This window comes from Parvibaculum lavamentivorans DS-1, assembly GCF_000017565.1.
Taxonomy (GTDB): domain Bacteria; phylum Pseudomonadota; class Alphaproteobacteria; order Parvibaculales; family Parvibaculaceae; genus Parvibaculum; species Parvibaculum lavamentivorans.
In genome coordinates this window covers 543849-563746 of sequence record NC_009719.1, presented here as the reverse complement: position 1 = coordinate 563746, position 19898 = coordinate 543849, and the positions used below count along the sequence as shown (strand labels likewise).

The following is a 19898-nucleotide window of genomic DNA, read 5'->3' as shown; positions in this document are numbered from 1 at the left end:
GGGTTTTTCAAAGAGTTTTTTGAGATGGACGCCGCTGCGCGGCTACTGGATTGCCGGGTCAAGCCCGGCAAAGACAGGTTTGGGGAAGCCCTACCCCGCCGCGCTTTCCTTGCGGGGGAAGCGGGATTCGATCAGGCGGTGGAGCTGGTTGCGGAGTTCGCGGTAGGCGGCGAGGCGGCGGTCGCGGTTGCCGCCGGTGGGCGAGGCGAGCGGGTCGTCTATCGCCCAGAATTCGACATCGGTGGCGGAGGAGCGGGTAAATTTTTCCGCCTCGTCGCGCGCTTCGGGCGTGAGCGCGACAATGAGGTCGAAGCTCGTTTCCTCGAGATCGTCGAACCCCTTGGGTCCGCTTGCGGGCGGGGCCATGCCCTCCTCGCGCAGCACTTCCGCCGTGAAGGGGTCCGCCTCCCCGGCGGGGGCGACACCTGCCGAATCGACGAAGATACGGCTTCCCTGAAGTTTCTTCAGGATCGCCTCGGCCATGGTCGAGCGGATGGTATTCAGGTTGCAGGCGAAGAGAACGGAAGCGGGCAGCGGTTCCTTGCGCTCGGGTCTTGCTCCACCGGTGGCCATCATCATCCCTTGATATGCAGTACACAGATGAGTGTGAAGAGGCGGCGCGCGGTATCGAAATCCATGTCGATCTTGCCCGCGAGACGCTCCTTCAACAGCTCGGAACCTTCGTTGTGGAGACCGCGGCGGCCCATGTCTATCGCTTCGATCTGCGCGGGCGCGGCCGTCTTGATCGCGTCGTAATAGCTTTCGCAGATCATGAAGTAGTCCTTGATGATCCGGCGGAAGGGCGTGAGCGACAGGAGGACCTTCCCATGCGGCTCGGACGGCTCGAGACGGATGTCGAAGACGAGGCGGTTTTCCTCGATGGCGAGGTGGAGCACGTAAGGCCCCCCGTCGCTGCCGACCGGCGCGAAATGGTTTTCCTCCAAGAGATCGAAGATCGCGACCTTTCGCTCATGCTCGACATCCGGGCTGCGGCGCATGACGGTGCGCTCGTCGAGGACGAGATCGACGATGCGAAACGTCGCGCCTGCGGGCGCGGCGGTTTCCTCGTTGCTGTCATGAGCGCTCTGGTCGGGCATGGTGGCGGTACTTTACGCCGATTTGGGCGCGGGATGCGAGGGGATGGGGAGGCTGCAGGTTTTTCGATAACTCTTTCCGTACCTTCCACACATGTCACCCCCGGGCTTGACCCGGGGGTCCAGGGTAAGGGCCGAGGCGCTACTGCAAGCCGGCATGAAGATTCTTGTGAAGAGCGACGCCGCTTCGCGGCTACTGGATTGCCGGGTCAAGCCCGGCAATGACAGTTTTGTTTGGAGCTATCGTCACATATTCAGCCGGATCGAGACGGAGCGGGCGTGGGCGTCGAGGCCTTCGGCTTCGGCGAGGGCAAGCGCGGCGGGGCCGATGGCGCGCAGGGCCTCGGGGTCGCAGCGGACGATGGAGGTGCGTTTCATGAAGTCGAGCACATTGAGGCCCGACGAGAAGCGCGCGCTGCGGGCGGTGGGCAGCACGTGGTTGGAGCCCGCAACATAATCGCCAATGGCTTCCGGCGTGTGGCGGCCGAGGAAGATGGCGCCGGCATTGGAAACGCGGGCGAGGAGCACATCCGGATCGGCGGTGGCGATTTCGAGATGTTCGGGGGCGAGGCGGTCGACGAGCGGCACGGCATCTTCGAGCTTCGACACCACGATGACGGCACCGAAATCGGCCCAGCTTTTCGTTGCGGTGGTTTCACGCGGGAGCGCCTTCAACTGGCGCGCAACCGCTTCCTCGACGCGGGTGGCGAAACCGGCATCGTCCGTTATCAGGATCGACTGCGAGCTTTCATCGTGTTCGGCCTGCGAGAGAAGATCGGCGGCGATCCATTCCGGGTCGTTGTCACCGTCGGCGAGGACGAGGATTTCGGAAGGGCCCGCGATCATGTCGATGCCGACCTGGCCGAAGACCTGGCGCTTCGCCGCGGCGACAAAGGCATTGCCGGGGCCGACGATCTTGTCGACCGGCGCGATGGTGGCTGTGCCATAAGCGAGGGCGGCGACGGCCTGCGCGCCGCCGACGCGGTAGACTTCATCGACGCCGGAAATTTTCGCGGCGGCCAGCACCAGCGGGTTCACCACGCCATCCGGCGTGGGCACGACCATGACGACGCGCGCGACGCCCGCGACCTTGGCCGGGATGGCGTTCATCAGGACGGAGCTTGGGTAATTGGCGGTACCGCCCGGTACATAGAGGCCGACAGCGGAGACGGGTGTCCAGCGGTGACCAAGTTCTACACCGGCCGTATCGGTGAAGCGCGCATCTTCCGGGCGCTGGCGCTCGTGATAGGCCTCGATACGCATGGCGGCGGTTTTCAAAGCGTCGAGCGTCTTTGCGTCACAGGCATCGATGGCGGCATCGAGATCGGCTTGCGAGATGGCGAGCGAACCGGCGTCGAGATTTTCGAGGCGGTCGAAACGCTTCGTGTATTCGATGAGGGCTTCATCGCCGCGCGCACGGACATCCGCGATGATTTTCGCCACCGTGTCGGCGACATCGACCGAGGCTTCGCGCTTTCCGGTGAGGAGAGCGGCGAAAGCGTTTTCAAAGCTGGCGTCGGCGGCATTGAGGCGGATGGGCATGACTTCTATCTACCGTTCAATTCGTCATTGCGAGCCCCCCTCGGGTCGCGCCAGAGGCGCGCCCAAGGGCAGGCTCCGGGGCGCGGCAATCCAGAAAGCCGAAACTTGCAGCCCTGGATTGCTTCGCTGCGCTCGCAATGGCGGAGTATAAATGTTCCCGGCATTGCCGAAACTCGCTTGCTGAGGGAACCAATGGGTCCCGGCTTTCGCCGGGATGACATTTGTTTTTTCAATTAATCCAGATCGTGTTCGGGCTTGTTGGGGGTTTCCCAGACGAGGCCGAGGTCGGAGAGGTGGGCTTCGAGGGCTTCGGTTTCGAGGCGAAGTTCGGCGCCGCCGGAAAAGACCAGGGTGACGATGCCCGAGGGCGGGTTCAACTCCTCGAAGCGGATGGCGAGGAGATTGAGGACGCCTTCCGGCCTTTCCTGCGAGATGTTGCGCGCGCGGACGGCGGTGACATTCTCGAAATGGAGGCCAGCGCGGACGCGCTCATGCCCATGGCCGCGCGACTTGCCCTCGCCTTCCCAGCGGAAGCGATTGAGCACCATGGCGAAGCGGCGCGTGGAGGGGAGGAAGGCGAGATCGCGCACCTGGCAGACCGCATCCTGAAGGGCGGCGGAAATCACCTGAAGGTCGGCTTCATCCTCGGCGGCAAGGCGCAGGTCTTTCGTCATTGCTTCCGGTTTCTCTCTACTTTGCCTTTTCACGCCATATCTCGGCGCCGCAGGCGCTGAGCTTTGCCTCGATACGCTCGAAGCCGCGATCGAGATGATAGACGCGGTTGATGGTGGTTTCGCCCTCGGCGGCCAACCCGGCGATGATGAGGGCGGCGGAGGCGCGAAGATCGCTCGCCATGACGGGAGCGCCTTTCAGCTTTTCGACGCCGTGGACCAGCGCCTTGTCGCCATGAAGCGAGATGTTGGCGCCGAAGCGGGCGAGTTCCTGCACATGCATGAAACGGTTTTCGAAAATCGTTTCGGTGATTTCGGATTCGCCTTCCGCCGTCGTCATCAGTGCCATGAACTGGGCCTGAAGATCGGTCGGGAAGCCGGGGAAGACCTGCGTCACGACATCCGTTGCCTGCAGGCGCTCGCCATTGCGGAAGATGCGGACGGCGCCCTGCTCGCTTTCAACACCGGCGCCGGCGGCGCGCAGCACGGAGAGCGCGGCCTCGAAGGTTTCGGCCTCGACGCCTTCAAGCACGACTTCGCCGCCCGTCATAGCGGCGGCGACGGCGTAGGTTCCGGCTTCGATGCGGTCCGCTATGACGCGGTGGGTGGCGCCGTGGAGCCTGTCGACGCCTTCGATGCGGAGCGTCGAGGTGCCGATGCCCTCGATCTTCGCGCCCATGGCGACAAGGCAATTGGCGACATCGCCGATTTCCGGCTCGCGGGCGGCGTTTTCAAGCACGGTGACGCCTTCGGCGAGCGCGGCCGCCATCATCAGCGTGTGGGTGGCGCCGACCGAGACGATGGGCGAGCGGATGACGGCGCCCTTGAGGCCGCCCGGCGCCTTGGCCAGCACATAGCCTTCGACGAGATCGATCTCGGCGCCCATTTTCTGGAGGCCCTTTATATAGAGATCGACGGGGCGGGCGCCGATGGCGCAGCCGCCCGGCAGCGAGACCTTGGCCTCGTGGCAGCGGGCCAGAAGGGGCCCGAGGACCCAGAAGCTCGCGCGGATCTGCGAGACGATTTCGTAAGGCGCGGTGGTGGACTTGATGTCGGCGACGCGGATCGTCATGACGTCGGCGTCCTCACCCCGGTCGATGGCGACATCGCCACCAAGCTCGGCAAGGAGCTTTGTCAGCGTTCGCACATCGGCGAGGCGCGGCATGTTGGTCAGGCGGAGCGGCTCATCCGTGAGGAGGGCCGCCGTCATCAGCGGCAGGGCCGCATTTTTGGCGCCGCTGACGGGGATGCGCCCGTTGAGGCGGCGGCCGCCTCGAATGTGAATGGTGTCCATAAGCCCATGTCCGATCAGGGTTCAGCCGGTTTATACGGGAAGGGACGGTAAGGAGTCACGTCAAGCGAGGTTCGAAACGGTCGTTTGACGGCGATGCCCCCGCCCCAAACCGCTTGCAGCGGTTTGACCCTCCCCCGAGGGGAGGGTGGAAGGAGAGCTTTCGCATGGACTTGTGCTCGAAATCGGACCGATTGCAGGCGCTTATTTGTCCTTGCCGGCGTCCTTGCGGTCGCGGGCTCTATTTGTCCTTACCCGCGTCCTTGCGGTCGCGGGTCTGGGCTTTGCGCTTTTTCAGGTTGTCGCGCAGGGCCTCGGCGAGGCGGGCGGTTTTGGCCTTGGCTTCGCGGGTCTGGGCGGCGCGGTCGGTGCCCGTGCCGCCGGGGGTGCGCGGATCGAAGGTATTGCGGGTGTTTTTCATGGGGGTGGCGGCCTTCCGGGGTGCGCTATTGGGCTCTCGGAAGGGATTTAGGTCGTTTCGGCAGGGCACGTCAACAAGAGGGCGCGGGCTGCTTGCATGAGGGGGGACCCTGTGGCATTTTCCGCGCCATCGAAGCAGGGGCGAGCCCCGGTTTCCGCCGCCGCTTCCCTCTCCAGGGCGCGAGGCCCGGCCCACGTAGCTCAGTGGTAGAGCACTCCCTTGGTAAGGGAGAGGTCGAGTGTTCAATCCACTCCGTGGGCACCATTCCTTTTCCCGTCAGAGACGCTTTATCCCCTTTTCAGGCCGCCTGGGCGAGCTGGCGGGTGCGGCGCCAGGTGCCGGGGCTTGTGCCGGCGTGGCGCCGGAACAGGCGGCAGAAATGGGCCTGATCGCAAAAGCCGCAATCCACCGCGATCACGGCGAGCGGCAGGGAGCTTGCCAGCATCATTTCCTGTGCGCGTTCGATCCGTCTGCGGAGGATATAGGTCTGGGGCGTGACGCCGAAGCTGACCTTGAAGGCGCGCGAGAAATAGCCGGGGCTGAGCCGGGCGATGGCCGCGATATCCCCCAGCGGAACGAGAGCGGGGAGCGAAGCGTCGATATGCGCCACGACACGGCGCATCTGCCAGGGCGCGAGCCCGCCGGAAGAGCGGGGCTTTCTTTCATCCGCGGCGGGCGCTGCTTCAACCTGCAGGAGACCGGCGGCGCGGGTGATGAAGGCGCGCGCGGCCTGGCGATCGGTGTCGATGACCTTGTCCGCATCTTCGAGCAGGCCTGCCAGAACTGCCGTGAGACTGCGCTGCGGCGCGGAAGAAGGCTCCGTTGCGATGTGCATGTGCATGAGGTGCTCCGCTGTTCAGTTGACCTGAGGCAATTGTGCGGCGCGGGGCGTTCTCCATCCATCGTACGGAGGGTAAGCAGGCTCATATTATGGTATAGGCGGCATGCAGCGAGCCAATCGACCATTGCGCCTCATATTCAAGTATAGGAAGACCGAACGCAGGTCTGATAGATGCGGCGGCCCGGGCGGGCGATAAAGAGGGGGCAGACGGGTTCCCCCACCCTCTGTACCGGCGCATCACCCCCCTCGATGCGCCCTTGTGCGGGCCGACCCTGCCCCCTCCCCCGAAGGTCGGCCCGCCCCCTTTTTCCGGTGCAACGTCAGACAAAGAGATCTCACGCAAGCAATGCGAGCAGGGAGAGCGCCATCATGGCCTGACCGACATAGTAAGTGCTCCAGACGATGAGGCCGCGATAGGGGATCGGTCCACGGAACTTGTCGAGCGCGATGACGCTGTCGGAAAGGACGAAGAGGACGGCGCCGAGGCCGAGCCAGGGCTGGCCGGCGGGAATGGCCAGCGCCGAGAGCGCCATGACGAGGATTGCGACGAGATAGGCGCCGAAGGGGAGCTTCATGCGGCCGAGCGCGGGAGCGAGCGAGAGATAGAGCGCGATGGCGCCGAGGCCGACGAAAAGCGAGGCGGCTTTCGCGGGCAGCGTTTCCGGCGAGGAGGCGAGCGGCACCATGACCGAAATATAGAAGAGGTGGCTGACGAGGAAGGCGACGAGGCCGCGCATGAAATTGCGCGCGTCGCCCTTCAGCGCGAGGAAGAGATCGCCGAGGCTCGAGAGGAGAAAAGCGAGCGCGAGGAGGACGAGCGGCAGAGCGGCGGCGCCCGGCGCGCCGAGAAGAAGAAGCGGCAGGGGCACGAGGAGGCCGATGGCGAGCGTCTTCAGCGTTGTGCGGAGCGTGGAGGGCGGCTGGCGCTCGACCACCTGGTAGGCGATGGCGGCAGCGAGCGAGGCGAGGCCCAGCATAATGCGCAGCGCGTCGAGGCCGTCGCCCCGCATGAAGACCTGTTCGATCATTTTATCCCCCTGCCCTTTGCCGTTTCTTGATTGGGGGAGAGTTTCGCGCAGATGGGGCAGAGCCGCCATTGATTTCGATGGGGCGGGCGGCGCGAAGCCGCGCGTTTTTATTATTGATGCGGCACCTCTATGATCGGGCGTGGACAAGATTCCGGAAGGGCTTCAGATGGGCGGCGGGGAGTGGCGGGCGATCGAGAGCTTGCAGAATGCGCAGGCGAAACGGTGGCTGTCGCTGACCGAGACGCGGGGCATCAAGAAGCATGGCGCGTTTCTGCTGTCGGGACGGAAGACCGTGCCCGAGGCGCTGAAACGGCACGGCGTGCGGTTTACCGCCGTGCTGGCGGCGAAGGCGGAAGATGCCGAGGCGCTGCCGCTGCCGGCGGGCATCGCGCGATATGCCGTGGGGCGGGCGCTGTTCGAGATGCTGGATACCAACGGCACCGGCTTTCCGCTGCTCGCGGGCGAGGTGCCGGAGATGGCGGCGGCGGATTTTTCAAAGCCGCCAAAGGGGCTGGAGCTTCTCTGCGCGCTGGGCGACCCGGCCAATCTGGGGGCGCTGCTGAGAAGCGCGGCGGCTTTCGGCGTGAGCCGCGTGGTACTGATGGAGGGGGCGGCGCATCCCTTTCATCCGAAGGCGCTGCGAGGCGGGGCCAATGCACAATTCGAGATGAGCTTCCTGCGGGGCGGCGGGTGGAGCGCGCTTGAGGGCGCGAAAGGGCCGCTGGTGGCGCTGGACGGCGCGGGGGCGGACATGACCGCCTATGACTGGCCGCGCGACCTGCGGCTGGTGCTGGGCGAGGAGGGGCTGGGCGTGCCCCCTGCCCTTGCCGCGACACGGCTCGCCATTGCGACGACGGGGCGGGTGGAATCGCTCAATGCGACGGTGGCCGCGAGCCTTGCGCTGCAAGCCTGGTATGAGGCGCGGGGAAAGAAGTGATCCGGTAGCGGGACGGCGCCGTAGAGAAGGGTGAAAGCTGGTGCGCCAGCGATATAACCCCTGAGACCCCCGGTATGATATCGCCCGTAAAACGCGTTCCAGCTTTCACTGTTTTGTGTGCGTTGCTTCTCGCCGCCATTTCCGGCGCGAAGGCGGCAGCACCGGCTTCGCCCCCCGAACCGGTGCTGTCGTTTCGCGTGGAGCGCGGCGGCGAGCCCATCGGCACACATGAACTGCGCTTTCGCCGCGAGGGCGACGAGTTGCATGTGACCATCGACATCAAGCTAGCCGTGACATTCGGACCGCTGACGCTGTTCCGTTATGAACATCGCAATCACGAGACATGGCGGGACGGGCGGCTGATTGCGCTTGAGACGGCGACGAATGACGACGGCAAGGAATATTGGGTGCGGGCGAAGGCAACGGAAACGGGACTCGAGGTGACAAGTTCCGCCAACGGATCATTCACGGCGCCTGCCGGCATCATCCCCACAAGCTACTGGAACCCGGCGACGACCGGCCAGACGCAGCTTCTCGATACGCAGAAGGGACGCATTCTCGACGTGGCCATTGCGTCCGCCGGAGACGCGAACGTCGATGCGGATGGACGCGAGATCGCGGCGCGGCTTTACGACATGACCGGCGACCTGAAGCTGCAGCTTACCTATTCACGCGACGGCGAATGGCTCAATGTCGCCTTCGCGGCGCGGGGAGCGGAGGTCGATTACGCGGTGACGCGGCTTGACCGGGAAGAGCTGCGGCGGCTGGCGCTGCGGTAGCCGGTTCAGCTCTCATTGCGGATTTGTTCATAGGCGGCGAGCGCGCGGGCGCGGGCATGTCCATGATCGACCAATGGCTTCGGATAAGTCCTGCCAAGGGCGATGCCCGCCTTTGACAGTTCGGCGTCGGGCGCGGCCCAGGGCTTGTGGATAAAGCGGGCGTCGAGCTTCGCCAGCTCCGGCACGAAGGCGCGGACATAGGCCCCATCGCCATCGAACTTCTCACCCTGCAACACCGGATTGAAGATACGGAAGTAGGGCGCGGCATCGGCGCCGGAACCGGCGACCCATTGCCAGCTCGCGCGGTTTACCGCGAGGTCGGCATCGACCAGCGTATTCTCGAACCATTCGGCGCCGCGCCGCCAGTCAACCATCAGATGCTTGACGAGGAAGGAGGCGGCGATCATGCGGACGCGGTTATGCATCCAGCCGGTCTGCCAGAGCTGGCGCATGCCGGCATCGACGATGGGGTAGCCGGTTTCGCCTTTCGTCCAGGCGGTGAAGGCGGCGGTGTCTTCCTTCCACGGGAAGGCATCGAATTGCGATTTCCAGTTTTCACGCGCGATGTCCGGCCAGTGGAAGAGAAGATGATGGGCGAAGTCGCGCCAGGCGAGCTCGCGCAGGAAGGCCCTGCCCGCTTCGGCACCCGAGGGATGCGCGGCAGTTGCCGCTTCGACGGCAGACCAGATGCGGTGCGGGGAAACCTCTCCCCAATGGAGGTGCGGCGAGAGGCGAGAGGTGCCTTCGGCGGCGGGGATGTCGCGGGCTTCGCGGTAACCCACCATCGCATCGTCGATGAAGGCTGCGAGGCGGGACTGGGCGGCGCGCTCGCCGGGCTGCCATGTCGCGCGGAGGCCGCCCGCCCAATCGGGCTTCGAGGGGCGGAGCGACCAAGAAGCAAGATCGTCCGAGGGGAGCGGGGAAAGGCCCGCGCATTTCTTCGGCGCGGGATGCGGCGCGGGGAAGGGCATTTGCGCGAGGCTGCGCCAGAAGGGCGTGAAGACCTTGTAGGGATCGCCCGATTGCGTGCGCACCTGCCACGGCTCGGCGAGGAGGGAACCGTTGAAGCTCTCTACCTCGATGCCCTGAGCCGTGAGCGCGGATTTGAGCGCCTTGTCGCGCCCGATCAAATGCGGCTCGTAGAGGCGGTTCCAGAAAATGGCGCGGGCGTCCGTTTCCGCCGTGAGGGCGGGAAGAATTTCCGATGGAGAACCGCGACGAAGGATGAGCGGCGCGCCGAGACGGGCGAGGCTTTCACCAAGGGCTTCGAGACTGCCATGAAGCCACCAGCGGGAGGCGGCGCCGGGCCGGTCCGCCGGATCGAGGATGAAGAGAGGGATGACGGGACCGCGCGCCATAGCGGCGGCGAGCGCCGGATTGGCGTCGAGGCGCAGGTCTCGGCGGAACCAAAGGATGGCGGGACTGGCGGACATGGGGACATGAACTCGCGAGGGGACATGGAGGGTACGCAGGGCCGGGCGCGGCGGATCATCGCCGGTTTCACGCGCGGGCCTATTTACTGTATTGTCCGCAGAGCACGCGGATGAGGAGCGGAGGAGGCTCAGCAGATGACCCATATCACCAAGGACAGCGCCTATAACGCCGTGGCGCCGGACGATTTTCCCGCGATGATGGAAGTCGACCGCTATGGCGCGCGCTCAACCGCCTTCGACAAGATCATCTCCGCGACGCATGACCATTTCTGGGATCCGCTGGACAAGAAATATATCGACTTCACGCAGCCCTTCGACATGAAGCGGCAGACCGTGGTGCCGATGGATTTCGTGCTGGAACTGCAGACGCCCATCGCCGACCGGCTGAGCGAGGAAGAGAAGATCGCGCTGTCGAACGAAAGCGCGCGGTGGATGCTGTCGTCGATCCTGCATGGCGAGGCAGGCGCGCTCGCGCTTTCCGCCAGCCTCTGCCACATATTGAAGGACCCGGGCGCGCAGGAATATGCGGCGAACCAGACGCGCGAGGAAGCCCGCCACGTGACGGGCTTTGCGAAATATATCGAGGCGCGGTGGGGGAAGCCGCTGCCTGTCGGCCCGACGCTCGGCAATCTCCTCACCGACATCGTGAACGCGCCGGAGGTCTACAAGAAGGTCGTCGGCATGCAGATGCTGGTGGAGGGGCTGGCGATGGGCGCCTTCGCCTCGCTCTATTCCTATTCGCACGATCCGCTGCTGCGCCATCTCTGCCAGCTCGTGATGACGGACGAAGCCTTCCACCACAAGTTCGGGAAAATCTGGGCGGACCGCACGGTGCCGCATCTGACCGAGCAGGAGCGCAACGTCATCGAGGACTGGGCGGCGGAATGTTTCCAGACGCTGCTCTTCAACCTTGCCAACCCGGAACAGAAGAAGGTGATCTATGCGCAGTTCGGCCTCGACTGGGAGGAAGTGCTGCATGAGGTGCTGAAGAGCCGGACCGACGAGAAGCGCCGCAAGGCGATGTCGAACCAGACGAATATCTTCCGGGTGCTGACCAAGACGCTGCTGAAGGCGGGCATCATCACCGACCGGACGAAGGGTTTCTATGCGACCTATGTCGACATGGACGAACTGCGCAAGGAAGGCGACGAGATGATCGGCGATTCGATTGCCGAGGACGGCATCGAGTATCTGAAGCGGGTGAATTTTTCCGGTGCGGGGAGAGCGGTGAGCGCGGCGGAGTAGTTCGTATTTTTAACGGATATTGCGTTCGTTGCGTTGAATGCGGCGACCCCGCCCCGAAATTCGCAGGGCGAATTTCGACCCTCCCCCAAGGGGAGGGTGGGAAGGAAGGGATTTCAGTCGAGCGAGTCCGTGCGGGCGATGGGGAGGACGTAGCTTTCCCGGCCCTCGCCGCCCGTGAGGGCACGGATGCGATAGGTTTCCTCGAGATTGGCGGGCGTCAGGACTTCATCCGGGCGCCCGTCTGCTTTTACGGTGCCGCCGTCGAGCAGGATGAGGCGGTCGCAATAGCGCGCGGCGAGAGAGAGGTCGTGGAGGACGGCGACGACCATGCGCCCCTCATCGGCATAAGCGCGCAAGACTTCCATGATGCGGATCTGGTGATAGGGATCGAGCGAGGCGACGGGCTCATCCACCAGCAGCAGCGGCGCTTCGACGGCGAGCGCACGGGCGAGCAGCACGCGGGCGCGCTCACCGCCCGAGAGGGTGAGCACATCGCGGCCCCGGAAGCATTCGACATCGGCGAGCGACATGGCGCGGGCAATGGCAGCTTCGTCTTCGGGCGCAGGCGCGCGGAAAGGTGCCAGATGCGGCAGGCGGCCGAGCGCGACGAGGCGGGAGACTTCGAGCGGCCAGTGACTGCCGGCGCCTTGCGCGAGATAGGCGATGGCGCGGGCGCGGGCACGCGGCTCCATCGAGGAGACGGAGGCGCCGTCGAGCTCGACGCTGCCGGTGAAGGGAATGAGGGCGGCAGCGGCGCGGACCAGCGTCGTCTTGCCGACGCCGTTCGGACCGATGAGGCCGATGAATTGCGCGCCGGACGCTTCGAGCGAGACGCCGCGCACGACATGGGTCTGGCCGAGGGAGGCGTGGAGATTTTCGATCGTGAGGCGCATTACTGTGCCTCCTTCCGGGTTTTCAGGATCAGCCAGAGGAAGAAGGGCGCGCCGATGAGGGCGGTGACGACGCCGAGTTTCGGCTCGGGGCCGTTAACGGGGATGCGCACCAGAAGATCGGCAGCGAGGACGAGGGCCGCGCCCGCCAGCGCGCTTGGCAGCAGCAGCGACGCAGGCCGGGGACCGACAAGCGAGCGCATCAGATGCGGCACGACGAGGCCGACGAAACCGATGACGCCTGTGACGGAGACGGCGGCGCCGACGGCGAGGCCCGTGCCCGCGATGGCGCGGAGCGTGACGGAGCGGCGCGAAAAGCCGAGCGTGGCCGCCGTGTCCTCGCCGAGCGAGAGCGCATCGAGCGCGCGGGCGGTGGAGGCGACGAGAAGCCAGCCGGCGCACATGAAAGGAATCACGAACCAGACCTGCGCCATGCTGCGGTCGGTCAGCGAGCCGAGCATCCAGAAGACGATTTCGAGCGCGGCATAGGGGCTGGGCGAGAGGTTGAGCGCGAGCGACGTCAAGGCGCCGGTGAAGGCGGAGATGGCGACGCCTGCGAGGATGATGGTGACGATGGACGGGTTTCTGCCGGCCAGCAGATAGAGCGTGGCGAGCGCCGCGAGCGCGCCCAGGATGCCGCCGATGGGCACGAACATGACGGAGCCGACAGCGGCGCCGAAATAGAAGACGAGGACGGCGCCGAGCGCGGCACCGCCAGAGGCGCCGATGAGGCCGGGCTCCGCCAGCGGATTGCGCAGGAGGCCTTGCAGGCCCGCGCCTGTGAGGCCGAGCGTTGCGCCGACAAGGAGGCCGAGAACCGCGCGGGGGAGACGCACTTCGGTGAGGACGAGCCAGGCGAGGTCGCGGTCGATCTCGCTCATGGTGCGGAATTTGTCGGCGAGGAGTTCGCCGCCGCGGCCGAGATAGACGGAGAGGGCGAAGAGGAGCGCGACGAGGAACGCGAGCGTGGCGCTGACGAGCCAGGTGTTGAGGGGACGGGTCATGTCAGTTACCCCTCCCCAAACGGCCTGCAGCCGTTTGACCCTCCCTCAAGGGGAGGGTGGAAGATTTTGTTTCGTTGCTCGTCAGCATCTCGTCGTGGGCGGTGGCGAGGCGGGCGGCTATGGCGGTGACGAAGCGGGTGCTGCAGTTCCAGTCGCGGGCGGGCAGATCGACTTCATGGGCATAACGCTCACGGTATAGCTTGAGCGCGGGGTGCTGGAGGAGCGCGGATGCCTGCGATGGCTGGCCCGGACGGTAGATGCCGATGGCCATGAGGTCGGGGCGCAGGGCGATCACGTCTTCCAGGCCCGGATAGACGAGGCCGATTTCATTTTCCTCGCGGATCACATTGTCGAAGCCGGTATGGGCGAGGATGTGACCGAGGATGCTGTTCGGGACGACGGCGCCGCCGAGGTCCTGATAGAGGATGGCGGTGGGGCGCGCGGGGCCGGCGCGGCGGGCGGCTTCCATTTCGGCATCGAAGCGCGCGACGAGGGCCGCGCCTTCCGCCTCGCGGCCGAGCGCGGCGGCGACGGTTTCGATGTTGTCGCGGATGTCGGCGAAGGTGCGGGCATCCTTCACGGTGACGACGGGAACGCCGAGGCGGCGGAGAAGATCGAGCGTGAAGGGGGAGGTGTAGCGATGCGCCAGCACGAGATCGGGCGCGAAGGGGAGGATGTCCTCGATGCGGCCGTCATTCGGCGGCACATGCTGAAGGAGATGGGCGACGGCTGAATCATGCGGGTCGCGGCCGAGGCGGAAGACGGATTTGAGCGTGCCGGGGGCGGCGAGCTCGGCGGCGAGAATGTCGGAGCAGAGATTGATGGAGACGACGCGTTGCGGCGCCGCGTGGACCGCGCCCGCCGCGAGGCAGGCGAGGAACGCCAGAATGGCGATGGGTATCTGTTTCATCTCTGCCTTGCGCCTCGTACATCCAGCCTCAAGATGCCGCCGCGCGGAGAACCGCTTCTCCCGGCACACCCCGGCCCGGAGACGGACGACAGCCTGTGGCAGGTTTCCTGGCTCGCGGGTCTTCGCCCTTCCCTGCCTTCCCGGACATCCAGTGGCACAATCGGAAAAAGCTCGCCGCTTACAGTTGCGGGGGCAGCCGCCTCGAAGAAAGAGCATGCGCTCCGGGCGTTCCCTTTTAACCCCGGATTTGCGGCCGGGGCACCATAGGCGGGCGGAGTGTAGACGCTCGGGCGGCGGCGGGCAAAGGGCGGGAAAAGCCTTCCGCATGGCCACGGAAATGCTCTACCTTCGCGGCAAAACAAGACAAGGCGGGAAACAGGGATGCTGACGCTTTATCACTGCAATGGCGCGCGCTCGATGCGGTCGCTGTGGCTGCTCAACGAGATGGGGATCGATTTCGAGCTGAAGGAACTGACCTTCAGCATGGAAGGATTGCGGACGCCGGAGTATCTCGCGATCTCGCCGCTGGGGCGCGTGCCCTGTCTTGTCGACGGAGACGTGGCGGTGTTCGAGTCCGGCGCCATCGCGCAGTATCTCGGCGAGCATTACGACCCCGAAGGGAAGCTGCACCGGCCTGTGGGACATGCCGAGCGGACGGAATGGCTGATCTGGCTTCATTATGCGGAGACAATGGCGGTGCATGGCGCGAGCCTTGTGCAGCAGCGGGTTTTCATTGCCAAGGAAGACCGCTCGCCGGTGGTGCAGAAGCTCGAGTCGCGGCGGCTGGAGAAGTCGCTCGAGGTGGTGGACAAGCATCTCGCGGACCGCGACTACCTGCTGAAGAGCGGGTTCAGCACGGTGGATACGAATGTCGGCTACAGCGTGCATCTCGCGAAGGGATTCGTAAGCCTCGATCCGTTTCCGAATGTCGTGAAATATTATGAGCGGATTTCGGTGCGGCCGGCCTTCATCAAGGCGGCGGCGAGCGTGCCGCTCAACGAGCAGGCGCCGAAGAGAGCCTAATCGAGCTTCGGCAGTTCCTTCATCACCGGTTTCGGTGTGCGGTCTTCCTTGAAGAGGCCCCAATGGGCTTCCTCGGGATGATGGCCGGCGACGGCGCTTTCGTCATAGACGCGCCAGGGCGCATCGAATGCCGAGAAATACGCGAAGGCGAGATTGCGCGACGGCGGCATCTGCCTTGCGAGTTCGCCGTAGAACTGTTTCTGCTTTTCAGGCGTGAAGCCTGCGGCTTCCGGCGCCGTCGGCACGCCCGTCTCCTTGACGAGGATCGGACCGCAGAAACGCTCCGCGGCGAGGCGGGACGTCACCTGCTTCACGAAATCCGCCCAGTTGAAGGGCGGTGCGTCGGCGAACCATTTCTCGAAAACGGGATGGACATTGACCGCGAGGAAATCCAGCCGGGCGAGAAGCGGCGCGGCCTCGGCGCCGTCGAGAAACTGGGCGAAAGGCTCCGTTACCGAGAGCGGGAGACCCGGCGCCTTTGTGCGGAAATTCTCGACGGTGCGCTCCATCTCCCGCCAGTTTGCGCGGCCGCTCAGGACCATCTCGTTGCCGAGGGAGACGCCGACGACGATATCCGGATGCTGCTTCCAGGCGGCAAGCGCGTTGGCGAGTTCGACATCGTCCTCCGGGTCCCACACGCCCATGACGACTGCGCGATAGCCGAGATCCTTCGCGATGGCGGGAATGCGCTCGGCGCCGCTATGGGCGCCATAGGTGATGAGACCGTCGAACCAGGGACGAAGCGTTTCAAGATCGCGGCGGATCGAGACCTCGCTCGCCTGCACGGGATTGCCATCCCAGACTTTCAGGTCGGTCGGCTGATAGGCGATGAAGCGGCCTTCCGCCATCGCATCCTGAAGCCGCGCGAGCGCGGGCGCCGCGTCGTCGCGCTCTGCGCAGACGGGAGCGGCCAGCGCAGGGGCGGCAGTGAGAGTGGCCATGAGAAGAGCGATAATGAAGCGCATGGCCCCATAGCTAGGCCGCCAATGTGGCGATTTCCAGTCACCGGACAAGCAAAAGCCCGGCTCCTCGCGAAGCCGGGCTCTCGTTATTTCAGAGGCGTGCCTGAGCAGCCAAGCCTTAGATGGCTTCCTTCAGGTCCTTCGCGACGCGGAAGGCGACCTTCTTGGAGGCTTTGATCTTGATGGCTTCGCCCGTCGCCGGATTGCGGCCCATGCGGGCGGCGCGCTTGCGCACCTGCAGGATGCCGAGACCGGTGAGACGGACCTTGTTGCCCTTTTTCAGGTTCTTCACCGTCAATTCGACGAAGTCGCTGAAGAGCTCGGTTGCCGCCTTCTTCGAGAGATCGTGCTTCTCGGCGATTTCGGCAATCAGCTTCGACATCGGAACCGTCGGCGCTGTCGGTGCCTTCTTGGCAGCAGCGGCGGCAGGCGCCTTTTTGGCAGCGGGTTTAGTGGCCATGATTTGAATTCCCTCGGATAAGTTCGGACCGATATTCACTGAGTCGCGCGATTCGGCCAAGCGATAAGTTCATATTTGACAGGCATCGGAGCGAAAAACTGTTGAAAAGTGCCTGTGGCACCTGCATTTCGCCATTGCACGCCTATTCGAACGCGTCTTCCCAGCTTCCGCGCGTCGAGGCCTTGGAATATTCCGTCGCGCGATTCTCGAAGAAGTTGGTGTGCTCGATGCCGTTCAGCATCTCGTCCATCCAGGGCAGCGGGTTCTTTTCCGTGCGGTAGATGGGCTGGAGATTGAGCTGCACGAGGCGGCGGTCGGCGATGTAGCGGATGTAGTTCTTCACTTCCTGCGCCGAGAGGCCTTCGATGCTGCCCATCTCGAAGGCGAGGTCGATGAAGGCATCCTCGTGATGGATGATGGTTTCGCAGGCTTTATAGATGTCGCGGCGAAGCTCTTCGGTCCAGATTTCCGGGTTTTCGTCGACGAAGGTGCGGAAAAGCTTCATGGCGGAGACGGTGTGGAGCGTCTCGTCGCGGGCCGACCATGTCACGATCTGGCCCATGCCCTTCATCTTGTTGAAGCGCGGGAAATTCATGAGGATCGCGAAGGAAGCGAAGAGCTGCACGCCCTCGGTGAAGCCGCCGAAGACGGCGAGCGTCTTGGCGATATCCGCCTTGGTCTCGACGCCCCATTCCTGCATGTAGTCGAACTTGGTCTTCATCTGTTCGTATTTCAGGAAGGCCTCGTATTCGGCCTCCGGCATGCCGATCGTGTCGAGCAGATGGCTGTAGGCTGAGATATGGACCGTCTCGATATTGGAGAAGGCGGCCAGCATCATCTGCACTTCGGTCGGCTTGAAGACGCGCGAATAATGCTTCATGTAGCAATTGTTCACTTCGACGTCGGCCTGCACGAAGAAGCGGAAAATCTGCGTGAGCAGGTTGCGCTCGCCCTCGGTGAGCTTTTTCGACCAGTCCTTCACATCGTCGGCCAGCGGCACTTCCTCCGGCAGCCAGTGGATGCGCTGCTGCGTGAGCCAGGCTTCATAGGCCCAAGGGTAGCGGAAGGGCTTGTAGACGTGGCGTTCTTCGAGGAGGGACATGGTGTGGTTCCCGTTTTCTTTGCTGCGGGGCGCGCCTGAATGGGCCAGAGACAATAATGGCCCGGCCTGAAAGCCGGGCCATGATCTTAGCGCCTTACTGACAGGCGAGGCATTCTTCGTAGTCGTTCGATTGCGCTTCGGCGGCGACCTGGTCGAGGGTCAGCACGTCCAGCACCTTGCCGGGCAGGAGCGAGACGACTTCGGCCTTTTCGGCGCGCTGGATCGAGAGCGAGCGGCAGTAATAGAGGCTCTTCACGCCGTGCTGCCAGGCCATGAAATGGAGCTTGTGCAGGTCTCGCTTGTGAACGTCGGCGGCGAGGAAGAGGTTGACCGACTGCGCCTGATCGACGAGGGGCGCGCGGTCGCCCGCATGTTCGATGACCCAGCGCTGGTCGAGTTCGAAGGCGGTCTTGAAGACGTCCTTCTCCTCATCCGACAGGAAATCGAGATGCTGCACCGAGCCACCGTTCACGACGATGGAGGACCAGGTGTCGTCGTCGTTGCGGCCCTTCAATTCCAGCAGCTTCGTCAGGTGACGGTTGCGGACGTTGAAGGAGCCGGACAGCGTCTTGTGGGTGAAGCTGTTGGCCGCGATGGGCTCGATGCCCGGCGAGGTGCCGCCGGTGATGATCGAGATCGAGGCGGTGGGCGCGATCGCCGTCTTGTTGGAGAAGCGCTCGTTGAAGCCGTATTCGGCGGCATCCGGGCAGGCGCCCCGCTCTTCGGCGAGCTTCTTCGAAGCGGCGTCCACGCCTTCCTTGATGCGGGCGAACATGCGCTTGTTCCAGACCTTCGCCATCACGCCCTCGAAGGGGATCATGTTGGCCTGAAGATAGGAGTGGAAGCCCATGACGCCGAGGCCAACCGAACGCTCGCGCATGGCGGCGTATTTGGCGCGGCGCATATCGTCCGGCGCGCGGTCGATGAAGTCCTGCAGGACGTTATCGAGGAAGCGCATCACGTCTTCGATAATGGTCGGATGGTCCTGCCACTCATTATAGGTTTCGAGATTGAGCGAGGACAGGCAGCAGACGGCCGTGCGCTGCTCGCCATGCTGGTCGATGCCGGTGGGGAGCGTGATTTCGGCGCAGAGATTGGACGTTTTCACTTCGAGGCCGGCGAGCTTGTGATGCTCGGGGCGCGCGTTGTTCACGGTGTCCTTGTAGATGATGTAGGGCTCGCCGGTTTCGATGCGCGAGGTGAGGAGGCGAATCCAGAGCGAGCGGGCGGAGACGGTCTTCTGGACCGACCTGTCCTTCGGGCTCTTGAGCTGCCATTCGGCATCCGCCTCGACGGCGCGCATGAAGGCATCCGACACGAGCACGCCGTGATGGAGGTTCAGCGCCTTGCGGTTCGGATCGCCACCCGTGGGGCGGCGCATTTCCATGAATTCCTCGATCTCGGGATGGTCGATCGGGAGATAGACCGCCGCCGAGCCGCGGCGAAGCGAACCCTGGCTGATGGCGAGCGTCAGCGAATCCATCACGCGGATGAAGGGAATGATGCCGGAGGTCTTGCCATTGCCGCCGACCGTCTCGCCGATGGAGCGCAGATTGCCCCAATAGGAGCCGATGCCGCCGCCCTTGGCCGCGAGCCAGACATTTTCGTTCCAGAGGCCGACGATGCCGTCGAGGCTGTCCGAGGCTTCATTGAGGAAGCAGGAGATGGGCAGGCCGCGCTGCGTACCGCCATTGGAGAGGACGGGCGTCGCCGGCATGAACCAGAGCTTGGAAATGTAGTCATAGAGGCGCTGCGCGTGGCCGGCATCGCCCTTGTCGGCATAGAAGGAGGCCACGCGGGCAAACATGTCCTGATAGGACTCGCCGGGCATCAGATAGCGATCGCGGAGCGTTGCCTTGCCGAACTCGGTCAGCAGTGCATCGCGGCCATGATCGACGCGTACAGTCGGGCGGCCGCCCATCTGCACGGCCTGATACTGGTCGCCGAACATCATTTCGGGTTCCGCCACGCGCCGCGATTCAGCGCGCACGCGGCTCACCGCCCGCTCGCCTGTGATAATGGCTGACACACTGGCTTCGACCTCACTCATATCCACCGCTTTCGACGTATCGTTCAGCATTTTCATTCCCCGGTTTGCCCCGCCATGTGGCCATGAAGCAGGCAAAAGATCGCCACCCGGCGGACGGATGACCGTCGCCGTCTTTCCGCCCGAAACAGAGGGCAGGACTCAAGCAATTCCCGTGATTGCGCCGACGCTCTGAGATAATCCCCCGTAGGGCCCGGCGCGTCCAGATATAGTATCCG

At 64.4% G+C, this 19898-nt stretch carries 20 protein-coding genes, 1 tRNA gene and 1 riboswitch; of the genes, 5 read left to right on the top strand and 16 right to left on the bottom strand.

The genetic code is table 11. The annotated features are described in order from the left end of the window. Positions 1-90 precede the first annotated feature (90 nt). The 6 genes from PLAV_RS02660 to PLAV_RS02635 form a co-directional block, all read right to left on the bottom strand. Positions 91-579 carry an arsenate-mycothiol transferase ArsC gene (locus PLAV_RS02660; protein ID WP_202943999.1) on the bottom strand — a complete coding sequence of 163 codons (489 nt, stop codon included), beginning with the start codon at positions 577-579 and terminating at the stop codon, positions 91-93. After that, positions 576-1097, bottom strand: a complete 522-nt coding sequence (locus PLAV_RS02655; RefSeq protein WP_011995436.1) for a UPF0262 family protein — start codon at positions 1095-1097, stop codon at positions 576-578. Before PLAV_RS02655 ends, PLAV_RS02660 begins: the two co-directional genes overlap by 4 nt. A gap of 243 nt (positions 1098-1340) precedes the next feature. Beyond that, positions 1341-2636 carry a histidinol dehydrogenase gene (gene hisD / locus PLAV_RS02650; protein ID WP_011995435.1) on the bottom strand — a complete coding sequence of 432 codons (1296 nt, stop codon included), beginning with the start codon at positions 2634-2636 and terminating at the stop codon, positions 1341-1343. Positions 2637-2869: 233 nt separating this feature from the next. Further along, positions 2870-3310 (bottom strand): DUF2948 family protein, encoded by a 441-nt coding sequence (locus PLAV_RS02645; RefSeq protein ID WP_011995434.1) that lies wholly within the window; start codon positions 3308-3310, stop codon positions 2870-2872. 16 nt (positions 3311-3326) lie between these two features. Further along, the gene (gene murA / locus PLAV_RS02640) at positions 3327-4601 is read right to left on the bottom strand and encodes a UDP-N-acetylglucosamine 1-carboxyvinyltransferase (protein ID WP_011995433.1); all 1275 of its coding nucleotides are present in this window, start codon (positions 4599-4601) and stop codon (positions 3327-3329) included. Positions 4602-4839: 238 nt separating this feature from the next. Then, positions 4840-5019 carry a hypothetical protein gene (locus PLAV_RS02635; protein ID WP_041535815.1) on the bottom strand — a complete coding sequence of 60 codons (180 nt, stop codon included), beginning with the start codon at positions 5017-5019 and terminating at the stop codon, positions 4840-4842. A gap of 189 nt (positions 5020-5208) precedes the next feature. Between PLAV_RS02635 and PLAV_RS02630 the strand changes: the two genes are divergently transcribed. Then, positions 5209-5283, top strand: a tRNA-Thr gene (locus tag PLAV_RS02630). Between the two features lie 34 nt (positions 5284-5317). Here the strand turns inward: PLAV_RS02630 and PLAV_RS02625 are convergent. Then, a complete protein-coding gene (locus tag PLAV_RS02625) occupies positions 5318-5860 on the bottom strand; it encodes a helix-turn-helix transcriptional regulator (protein WP_011995431.1) in 543 nt (180 codons plus the stop codon). Between the two features lie 335 nt (positions 5861-6195). After that, positions 6196-6888, bottom strand: coding sequence for a lysoplasmalogenase (locus tag PLAV_RS18685; RefSeq protein ID WP_011995430.1), 693 nt, complete (start codon positions 6886-6888; stop codon positions 6196-6198). A 139-nt stretch (positions 6889-7027) separates the two neighbouring features. On the opposite strand from PLAV_RS18685, the gene PLAV_RS02615 reads away from it, so the two are divergent. Both PLAV_RS02615 and PLAV_RS18680 read left to right on the top strand, forming a co-directional pair. Continuing rightward, positions 7028-7825: a TrmH family RNA methyltransferase gene (locus PLAV_RS02615; protein WP_202943998.1), complete on the top strand. Its 798-nt coding sequence runs from the start codon at positions 7028-7030 to the stop codon at positions 7823-7825. Between the two features lie 74 nt (positions 7826-7899). Further along, a complete protein-coding gene (locus PLAV_RS18680) occupies positions 7900-8604 on the top strand; it encodes a DUF6134 family protein (RefSeq protein WP_011995428.1) in 705 nt (234 codons plus the stop codon). A gap of 5 nt (positions 8605-8609) precedes the next feature. Here PLAV_RS18680 and PLAV_RS02605 read toward each other — a convergent pair whose 3' ends face one another. Beyond that, entirely contained in the window at positions 8610-10037 is a 1428-nt protein-coding gene (locus tag PLAV_RS02605; RefSeq protein ID WP_011995427.1) for a cryptochrome/photolyase family protein, read from the bottom strand. Positions 10038-10172: 135 nt separating this feature from the next. On the opposite strand from PLAV_RS02605, the gene PLAV_RS02600 reads away from it, so the two are divergent. Then, on the top strand, positions 10173-11282 hold the full coding sequence (locus tag PLAV_RS02600; RefSeq protein WP_011995426.1) for a diiron oxygenase: 1110 nt from the start codon (positions 10173-10175) through the stop codon (positions 11280-11282). Positions 11283-11395: 113 nt separating this feature from the next. Here the strand turns inward: PLAV_RS02600 and PLAV_RS02595 are convergent, their stop codons facing one another. From PLAV_RS02595 to PLAV_RS02585, 3 genes are read right to left on the bottom strand one after another with little or no spacing between them, the layout of a single operon-like run. Beyond that, entirely contained in the window at positions 11396-12175 is a 780-nt protein-coding gene (locus tag PLAV_RS02595) for an ABC transporter ATP-binding protein (RefSeq protein ID WP_011995425.1), read from the bottom strand. Further along, complete coding sequence (locus PLAV_RS02590) at positions 12175-13176, bottom strand: FecCD family ABC transporter permease (RefSeq protein ID WP_011995424.1); 1002 nt, start codon at positions 13174-13176, stop codon at positions 12175-12177. Before PLAV_RS02590 ends, PLAV_RS02595 begins: the two co-directional genes overlap by 1 nt. Before the next feature lies 1 nt (position 13177). Beyond that, on the bottom strand, positions 13178-14086 hold the full coding sequence (locus tag PLAV_RS02585; RefSeq protein WP_011995423.1) for an ABC transporter substrate-binding protein: 909 nt from the start codon (positions 14084-14086) through the stop codon (positions 13178-13180). Positions 14087-14166: 80 nt separating this feature from the next. Beyond that, positions 14167-14367: riboswitch (cobalamin riboswitch) on the bottom strand. Between the two features lie 100 nt (positions 14368-14467). On the opposite strand from PLAV_RS02585, the gene PLAV_RS02580 reads away from it, so the two are divergent. Further along, a complete protein-coding gene (locus PLAV_RS02580) occupies positions 14468-15109 on the top strand; it encodes a glutathione S-transferase family protein (protein WP_011995422.1) in 642 nt (213 codons plus the stop codon). Here PLAV_RS02580 and PLAV_RS02575 read toward each other — a convergent pair. The 4 genes from PLAV_RS02575 to PLAV_RS02560 all read right to left on the bottom strand — a co-directional run bounded on the left by PLAV_RS02575 (position 15106) and on the right by PLAV_RS02560 (position 19713). Continuing rightward, positions 15106-16074 (bottom strand): glycoside hydrolase family 17 protein, encoded by a 969-nt coding sequence (locus tag PLAV_RS02575; RefSeq protein ID WP_041535814.1) that lies wholly within the window; start codon positions 16072-16074, stop codon positions 15106-15108. The two genes, PLAV_RS02580 and PLAV_RS02575, sit on opposite strands and share 4 nt — an antisense overlap. 115 nt (positions 16075-16189) lie before the next feature. After that, entirely contained in the window at positions 16190-16531 is a 342-nt protein-coding gene (locus PLAV_RS02570; RefSeq protein WP_011995420.1) for an HU family DNA-binding protein, read from the bottom strand. A 142-nt stretch (positions 16532-16673) separates the two neighbouring features. Beyond that, positions 16674-17633, bottom strand: a complete 960-nt coding sequence (locus PLAV_RS02565) for a ribonucleotide-diphosphate reductase subunit beta (protein WP_011995419.1) — start codon at positions 17631-17633, stop codon at positions 16674-16676. A 94-nt stretch (positions 17634-17727) separates the two neighbouring features. Beyond that, positions 17728-19713 (bottom strand): ribonucleoside-diphosphate reductase subunit alpha, encoded by a 1986-nt coding sequence (locus PLAV_RS02560; RefSeq protein ID WP_011995418.1) that lies wholly within the window; start codon positions 19711-19713, stop codon positions 17728-17730. Positions 19714-19898: the final 185 nt, after the last annotated feature.